At 69.8% G+C, this 6,773-nt stretch carries 6 protein-coding genes and 1 pseudogene; 3 read left to right on the top strand and 4 right to left on the bottom strand.

The genetic code is table 11. From position 1 onward, the window contains the following. Positions 1-188: 188 nt before the first annotated feature. Positions 189-713 carry a DUF3016 domain-containing protein gene (locus tag MKK54_RS19460; protein WP_244013279.1) on the bottom strand — a complete coding sequence of 175 codons (525 nt, stop codon included), beginning with the start codon at positions 711-713 and terminating at the stop codon, positions 189-191. A 4-nt stretch (positions 714-717) separates the two neighbouring features. Beyond that, positions 718-1,242 (bottom strand): DUF2244 domain-containing protein, encoded by a 525-nt coding sequence (locus MKK54_RS19455; protein WP_244013277.1) that lies wholly within the window; start codon positions 1,240-1,242, stop codon positions 718-720. 20 nt (positions 1,243-1,262) lie between these two features. On the opposite strand from MKK54_RS19455, the gene nth reads away from it, so the two are divergent. Together nth and purC are read left to right on the top strand one after the other, a co-directional pair. Further along, on the top strand, positions 1,263-2,012 hold the full coding sequence (gene nth, locus MKK54_RS19450; RefSeq protein WP_244013275.1) for an endonuclease III: 750 nt from the start codon (positions 1,263-1,265) through the stop codon (positions 2,010-2,012). A 197-nt stretch (positions 2,013-2,209) separates the two neighbouring features. After that, positions 2,210-3,004, top strand: coding sequence for a phosphoribosylaminoimidazolesuccinocarboxamide synthase (gene purC, locus MKK54_RS19445; RefSeq protein ID WP_243910591.1), 795 nt, complete (start codon positions 2,210-2,212; stop codon positions 3,002-3,004). A gap of 6 nt (positions 3,005-3,010) precedes the next feature. On the opposite strand, the gene MKK54_RS19440 is transcribed toward purC, so the two are convergent. Both MKK54_RS19440 and MKK54_RS19435 read right to left on the bottom strand, forming a co-directional pair. Then, on the bottom strand, positions 3,011-4,714 hold the full coding sequence (locus MKK54_RS19440) for a glycosyltransferase family 2 protein (protein WP_244013273.1): 1,704 nt from the start codon (positions 4,712-4,714) through the stop codon (positions 3,011-3,013). Positions 4,715-4,768: 54 nt separating this feature from the next. After that, positions 4,769-6,598 carry a glycosyltransferase family 2 protein gene (locus tag MKK54_RS19435; RefSeq protein WP_244013269.1) on the bottom strand — a complete coding sequence of 610 codons (1,830 nt, stop codon included), beginning with the start codon at positions 6,596-6,598 and terminating at the stop codon, positions 4,769-4,771. 35 nt (positions 6,599-6,633) lie between these two features. Between MKK54_RS19435 and MKK54_RS19430 the strand changes: the two are divergent. Beyond that, positions 6,634-6,773: pseudogene (locus tag MKK54_RS19430) on the top strand (EAL domain-containing protein); the annotation flags it as partial.

Genomic DNA, 6,773 nt, shown 5'->3' with positions numbered 1-6,773 from the left:
ACCGATAGACCAGCGCCCGGAATTTTCCGGACCCAAGCCCTCAGCAAATCAGGAGATGCAAAAACAAGCCGCTCACAACGTGGCCGCTCGCCGATGAACAGGGGTATAAAAGCCGGCGAAGAAAAGGTCAATGCCGAAAATCGCCGGGACGCTCATTTTGTCGGCTCATGGGTGCGGGTGCGGGCTTATCAGCGGGCCGAGAGTCTCCGCCTGGCCCAGTCCCGCAATAATTCGTCCTCGTAGGCGAAGCTGCCCTGCCGGATCGCGCGGGCGCCAAGGAGGAAGTTGATGTCGCTCACCCTCTCCTCGCCCGAGGCGATCGACCGCTTGCCGCGCCTGAGGTCGTAGCGCAGGCGGAAGGCCGGCGGGGTCACGTCGCTGACCACCCTCAGGCCGGTCGGCGGGTTCAGGCCCGGATGCGCGAATCCGGCCAGATCGACATCGACGACATCGACCGTGAGGGTATCGCCCGACGCCATGACCCGGAGGGCGGCCGCCGTGAGGATATGCCGGATTTCCGCGAGATTGCCGCGCAGGCCGGGGCCCGAGCCGAAGCGATTGTCCGCATCCGTGTAGCGTTCGGGCGCGATGAAGTTCACCGTGACGCGCGCCTCCGCCAGAGGTTCGCGGGATGCGGCCAGGCCGGTACGGATCGAGCCGCCCAGAAGCGTCGCGAGGATCGCGGCATGGAGCAACCTGTGCCGAACCCGCATGCGCTCAGTATCCCCTCTTCACCTGGGCCAGGGCACGGGTGAGCCCGTCGGCGATGACCTCGCGCTCCGGCGGCGACGCGTCGCGGGCGACCACCACGAATTCGCGGCGCGAGACCAGGGTCAGGGTCTGCATCCCGTACTCGTCGTCCTCGACCTTGGTGAGCTTGGTCCAGAGGGGGTTGAAGCGCCATTCCCTGCGCTCGCCGCGATGGGTCACGCGAGCCAGCATCACCTCGACCGGCGAGATCATGACCTCCTCGAAGGAGCCGCCCCGCCGGAAGCTGACCTTCAGGGCCACGTACAGCGCGAGCATGTCGAGGCCGAAGAACCCGGCAACCGGCCAGTATCCCGCGCGCAGGCAGACGAGCGAGGTGACGAGCGAGACCGCGCAGCACAGAACCATGACGATTCGAAAGCCGTCATGGCTCAGCGATTGATGCGGCCGGATGGTCGCCTGGAAGACCGGGCGATCCATGCTGTCGGGATCGAGACCGTCCGGGTGAGGAAGGTGGTGATTGCCGCTCGCCATTAGGGGAATATAACGCGGGGATGCGAAGCCGACAGCCGACCAAACCGCGGAAATCGCCGATCTCCGCGCGCCTCGCCGCGCCGATCGTCGCAGAGGCCGGGACCCAGCCGGAACCGGTCGGCCCCGAGACCGTCGTGGAGATCTTTTCGCGCTTGTCCGCCGCCAATCCCGAGCCGCGCGCGGAGCTGGAGTACCGCAATCCGTTCACGCTGCTGGTCGCCGTGGTCCTGTCGGCCCAGGCCACGGATCGCAGCGTCAACCTCGCCACCGCGCCGCTCTTCGCGATCGCGGATACGCCCGAGGCGATGCTGGCCCTCGGCGAGGAGCGGGTGCGGGATTTCATCCGCACCATCGGGCTGTTCAACACCAAGGCGAAGAACGTCATCGCGCTCTCGCGCATCCTGGTCGAGCGGCACGGCGGCACGGTGCCCAGCGCACGCGAGGACCTGGAGGTGTTGCCGGGCGTCGGCACGAAGACCGCCAGCGTCGTGCGCAACGTCGCCTTCGGGGAGGAGACGATCGCGGTCGACACCCACATCTTCCGGGTCTCCAACCGGATCCCGCTGGTCGTGGCCTCGACCACGGACAAGGTCCAGGCGGGCCTGGAGGCGATCGTCCCGGCCCCCTTCCGGCTCAACGCCCATCATTGGCTGATCCTGTTCGGGCGCTACGTCTGCAAGGCGCGCAAGCCCGAATGCGGTCGCTGTCCGATCGTCGATCTCTGCCGCTTTCCCGCCAAGACCGCGCGGGCCGACACGCCGCCCGCGTGATCGGCGGTCCCGCCGGGCATCCGGCCGACGGACCGTCCCGCCCCGGGGCTAACGCGTTGTGCTGCCAGTCGGCTTCGGGTAGTTTGCGCCACGGTCGCGGAGGCTTTCGGCATACGACGTGTCTCTCGGCCCGGCCTCTCACGACAGGCCGCCACGCCGCGGATTCCGCATCGTCCAGTCCGAAGGAGTCACGGCCCATGGACTTCCTCAAACCACGGTACACGCCTATGAACCGCCGCCGTCGCATCTACGAGGGCAAGGCGAAGGTCCTCTACGAGGGTCCGGAGCCGGGAACGCTCATCCAGCACTTCAAGGATGATGCCACCGCCTTCAACGCGCAGAAGCACGACGTCATCGACGGCAAGGGCGTGCTGAACAACCGGATCTCGGAATTCGTCTTCTCGCACCTGAACGACATCGGCGTGCCGACGCACTTCATCCGTCGCCTCAACATGCGCGAGCAGTTGATCCGCGAAGTCGAGATCATCCCCCTCGAAGTGGTGGTGCGCAACGTCGCCGCCGGCTCGCTGGCGACCCGCCTCGGCCTCGAGGAAGGCACGCAGCTGCCGCGCTCGATCATCGAGTTCTACTACAAGAACGACGCGCTCAACGACCCCATGGTGTCGGAGGAGCACATCACGGCCTTCGGCTGGGCGACGCCGCAGGAGATCGACGACATCATGGCGCTGGCGATCCGCGTCAACGATTTCCTCTCCGGCCTCTTCCTCGGCGTCGGCATCCGCCTCGTCGACTTCAAGATCGAGACCGGCCGCCTCTGGGAAGGCGACATGATGCGCATCGTCGTGGCCGACGAGATTTCCCCGGATTCGTGCCGGCTGTGGGACATCAAGTCGTCGGACAAGCTCGACAAGGACCGCTTCCGCAAGGATCTCGGCGGCCTGATCGAGGCCTATACCGAGGTCGCCAAGCGCCTCGGCATCATGTCCGAGAACGAGAAGGTGCAGACCGGCGGACCGCGCCTCGTCCAGTAGGACGCGTCAGCGCGGGCTGACCGGGCCGGTCTCCGGCCAGCCTAGGCGCAGTCGGGCATGGGTGCCGAGGTCGGGGTCGAAGCCCGGATGATAATGGGGGTCCTGCGCCAGCAGCGGCCCCCATCGCTTTTTGAAGGCCGCGACCTCGCGAAGATGACGTTCCCGGGCCTGTGGGGTCCAGCGCCGGCTCGCCGCTTCGAAATGGTGGAGGACCGCGCCCGGAACGAAAAGGGTGCGGTATCCCGCCCGGTCGAGGCGCAGGCAGAGGTCGACGTCGTTGAAATCGACCGCGAAGGCCTCCCCGTCGAAGCCGTGAACTTCCGCGAACTTGTCGGCCTCCACCACGAGGCAGGCCGCCGTGACGGCCGAGACCGCGCGCGTGGCGCTCAGAGACCCGAGATAGCCCAGGGCGTCGCCGGGGAAGAAGCGGTGCGCATGGGTGACGAGGCCGCCCGGACCGAGCAGCACGCCGCCGTGCTGGATGCGGCCCTGCCCGTCGATGAGCTTGGCGCCCACGGCGCCGACATCCGGGCGCAGGGCCACTCGGACCATCCGCTCCAGCCAGTCCGGATGGATCGCCGCGACGTCGTTGTTGACGAAGGCGAGCACGCGCCCGCGCGCGGCGCGCGCCGCCGCGTTGTTCATGGCGGCGAAATCGAACGGCCCCGGACAGGCGACGATCCGGGCGAGGCCGCGCCCCGCGAGATCTCGGAAATACGCGTGCGTCTCGGGCTCGCGGCTGTCGTTGTCGCAGATCAGGATCTCGCGCGCCGGCCAGTCGGTCCGCTCCGACAGGCTCGCGATGCAGGGGCGCAGCAGGTCGAGGCGGTCCCGCGTCGGCACGATCAGGCTGACCAGCGGGCGTTCCGGCGGCAGCGGATGGCGTAAGGTCAGCACGCCGTCAGGGCCGACCTCGATCGCGACGTCGGAATGGCCGGTGCGATCGAGGGCCCGCCGGATGACCGCGCGGTGCGGGGCGTGCCCCCCCTCCCCTTCCGGGTCCGAAGCCCTGCGGGTCGTGTCGCGGTGCGGATCGTTCGGGCCGGTCGAGGCCATCCCCGATTGTGAGAGCAGGCGCGGCAGGTGGCCGATGGTGCCGGCCCCGAAATGGTCGGCGAGGCGCAGGATCAGGTCGGTCGCGCCCTCAGGGGGCGGGACAGCGGCCCGGGCTGCGAGGGCGGCCAGACCGCTGCGACGCAGGGCGACGACGGGTCCGATATAATCGACCGCCATCAGGTAATCGCGGTCGAAGGCCGGGCGCAGCAGCGGCATCGCGGCGCCGTCCGCGCGCAGGAGGAGCGCGTCGCCGTAGAGCGCCTGCCGGGTCGGATCGTCGGCGAACGCGGCCTGGATCAGCGCGACGGCGCCGGGCAGGAGCGTGTGGCCCGGAGCCGTGAGGATGAGGAGCGGGGCCGACCCGGCCCGTTCGAGCTCCGACGCGAGCCTGATGTCGACGGCCGAGGCTTCCGACGCGGGAACCGGCGCCGGACGTCCGGCCAGCCTGCCGGGTCCGCTCCAGAGCCCGCGATGGTCGAGGCCGACGAGGGCGGCCAGCGCCTGGCGTGCCCTGACGCGCTTGCCGGACAGGCGCGCCCGCAGGATCGCCGCCGCCTCGCGTGGCGCGAGGGCCAAGGCGCGGATCGTGCGCAGCCAGCGATCGCGTGGGTGCTCCTCCGGGATCGCGGCGAAGCGAAGCGCGGGTTCGGTCATGGTCGAGAGGTCGAAGCCCGACCGCGCACCGACCCTGCCCCCGTGTCGCCGAGCCTATTCAAGGTCTTCCCCGAAGGTCGTGAGCGAAAGGCCGGGATGATAGTAGGGATCGTGCCGGATCGTATCGCGCCATCGGGCGACGAAGCGTTCGGCCTCCTGCTCGAAGCGCGCCCGCGCGGCGCCCAACGCCGGACCACGGCTGGTGGATTCGAGATGGGCCATGACGGCGCGCGGCGTCCAGATCGTCCTGTATCCGGCTGCGTCGAGACGCAGGCAAAAATCGACGTCGTTGAAATCGATGCCGAAGGCCTCGGCGTCGAGTCCTCCCACGGCTTCGAACTTGCGGCGCTCCACGGCGAGGCAGGCGGCCGTGACGGCGGAGACCTCGTGGGCGACACCCATGCGCCCGAGATGGCCGGGCGTATCGGCGGGGCGCCGGCGCAGGATGTGGCCCGCCCGCCCGCCGAGACCGACCACCACGCCGGCATGCTGGAGCGTGCCGTCCGCATAGAGGAGCTTGGCGCCGACGGCACCGATCTCCGGCCGGCAGGCCTGCCGGACGAGGGCGTCGAGCCAATCCTCGCGTAGGACCGCGACGTCGTTGTTGAGGAGGACCACGACCGCGCCGCGCGAGACCGCGACGCCGGCATTGATCAGCGACGAAAAATTGAAAGGCCCCGGAGCGTCGAGGATGCGAACGCGCGCGTCGCCCCGCAGGGTGTCGTAATAGGCGAGCACCGCCGGATCGGTGGAGCCGTTGTCGACGATGACGAGTTCGACGGCCGGATAGGCCGTCGCATGGAGAACGTCGTCGCTCGAGCGCCGGATCAGGTCGATCCTGTCGCGCGAGGGAATGATGACGCTGACCAGCGGTGCCGGCTCGGGCAGCGGCCAGAGCAGGTCGAAGCCGGCCGGGTTCGTCACGACGCGGGCTCGCGATCCCCGTTCGGCGAGGTGCCGGCTCAGGATCGCGGCGCGGCGGTGGTCGTCCTCTGGCGCGTTTGGAAGGCGACGGCACAGGATGCGGGGAACGTGCGCGACGCGCGCGGGCGCCACGGCGGCGGTCGCGGCGAGCGAGAGGCGGAGCGGGAACGTCTCGGTCGCGTGAAGCGGCTCGGCGCGCAGCTGTCGAAGGAGCGCACCCGCATGGAGCACCGGCGTCCCCACATAGGCGCTGACGCGGGCGAGGTCGGGACTCCAGTCCGGCTTGAGGCAGGGCACCGGGACCGGCCCGTCGACCACCGAATCGGCGTAGACCAGTTCGGGCCGGGCCGGCTCCGAGAGTGCGCGGACGAGGATCGCGAGGGCATCGGGGTCGAGGCGGTCGCCGGGCGTGAGCAAGGCCGCGACATCCGCCGCGTCACACAGGTCGCCGAACCGTTCAGCCTCCGACCAGATCCGCTGGCCGATCCGGGCGTCCGACGCCGTGAACGCCGCGCCGGGCCGTGACCAGACCACGACCAGCGTCCAGGCCGTGAACTCCTGCGCCACGATGCTCCGCACCGTCTCGGCGACCGAGCCCGCGGCCTCGGGAGCCGCCGGCAGGATCAGGCGCAGGGCGGGCGTTGGCGGAACCGGACCCTCATCGGTCCGGACCCGCGATGCGCTCCAGGTCGCATAGTGCCGGACGGGCGTGACGCCGCCGCTTCCGCGCAGGATATCGCGGAAGCGGCGCTCGTCGCGGCGCACGAGATTGAAGGCGGCGGCGGCGGCGCGGAGCGGACGTCTGCGCAGGCACTCGGCGAACAGGCTGGCCTGCGACCGCAGGCCGACGCGCTCCAGCACGAAGCCGCTCCGGGGATCGAGGCCGAGTTCGATCCCGGCGCAATCGGGGGGGAGGTAGCCGAGCCACCGGGCCGCGCCCAGGATCGGACCGGGGAGCACGAACGTCTCGCGGCGTCCGTCGTCGCGCACGAGGCGGCGTGCGGATCGCGCTCGATGATTTCGGGACCGGGTATTCGAGCCTGAGCTACCTGCGGCGCTTTCCCTTCGACCGGATCAAGATCGACCGCTCGTTCATTCGCGAGATCGCCGATCCGGACACCGCCGCGATCGTGCG

The organism is Methylobacterium sp. J-068 (assembly GCF_022829445.1).
In the GTDB taxonomy this organism is placed as follows: Bacteria; Pseudomonadota; Alphaproteobacteria; order Rhizobiales; family Beijerinckiaceae; genus Methylobacterium.
Note: the sequence above shows the minus strand (reverse complement) of the source record. Positions and strands in the feature narration are given on the sequence as shown.

Excerpts from the sequence above, each read along its gene's own strand:
- MKK54_RS19460 (WP_244013279.1), bottom strand. The coding sequence starts at position 713 with ATGCGGGTTCGGCACAGGTTGCTCCATGCCGCGATCCTCGCGACGCTT.
- MKK54_RS19455 (WP_244013277.1), bottom strand. The coding sequence starts at position 1,242 with ATGGCGAGCGGCAATCACCACCTTCCTCACCCGGACGGTCTCGATCCC.
- nth (WP_244013275.1), top strand. The coding sequence starts at position 1,263 with ATGCGAAGCCGACAGCCGACCAAACCGCGGAAATCGCCGATCTCCGCG.
- purC (WP_243910591.1), top strand. The coding sequence starts at position 2,210 with ATGGACTTCCTCAAACCACGGTACACGCCTATGAACCGCCGCCGTCGC.
- MKK54_RS19440 (WP_244013273.1), bottom strand. The coding sequence starts at position 4,714 with ATGACCGAACCCGCGCTTCGCTTCGCCGCGATCCCGGAGGAGCACCCA.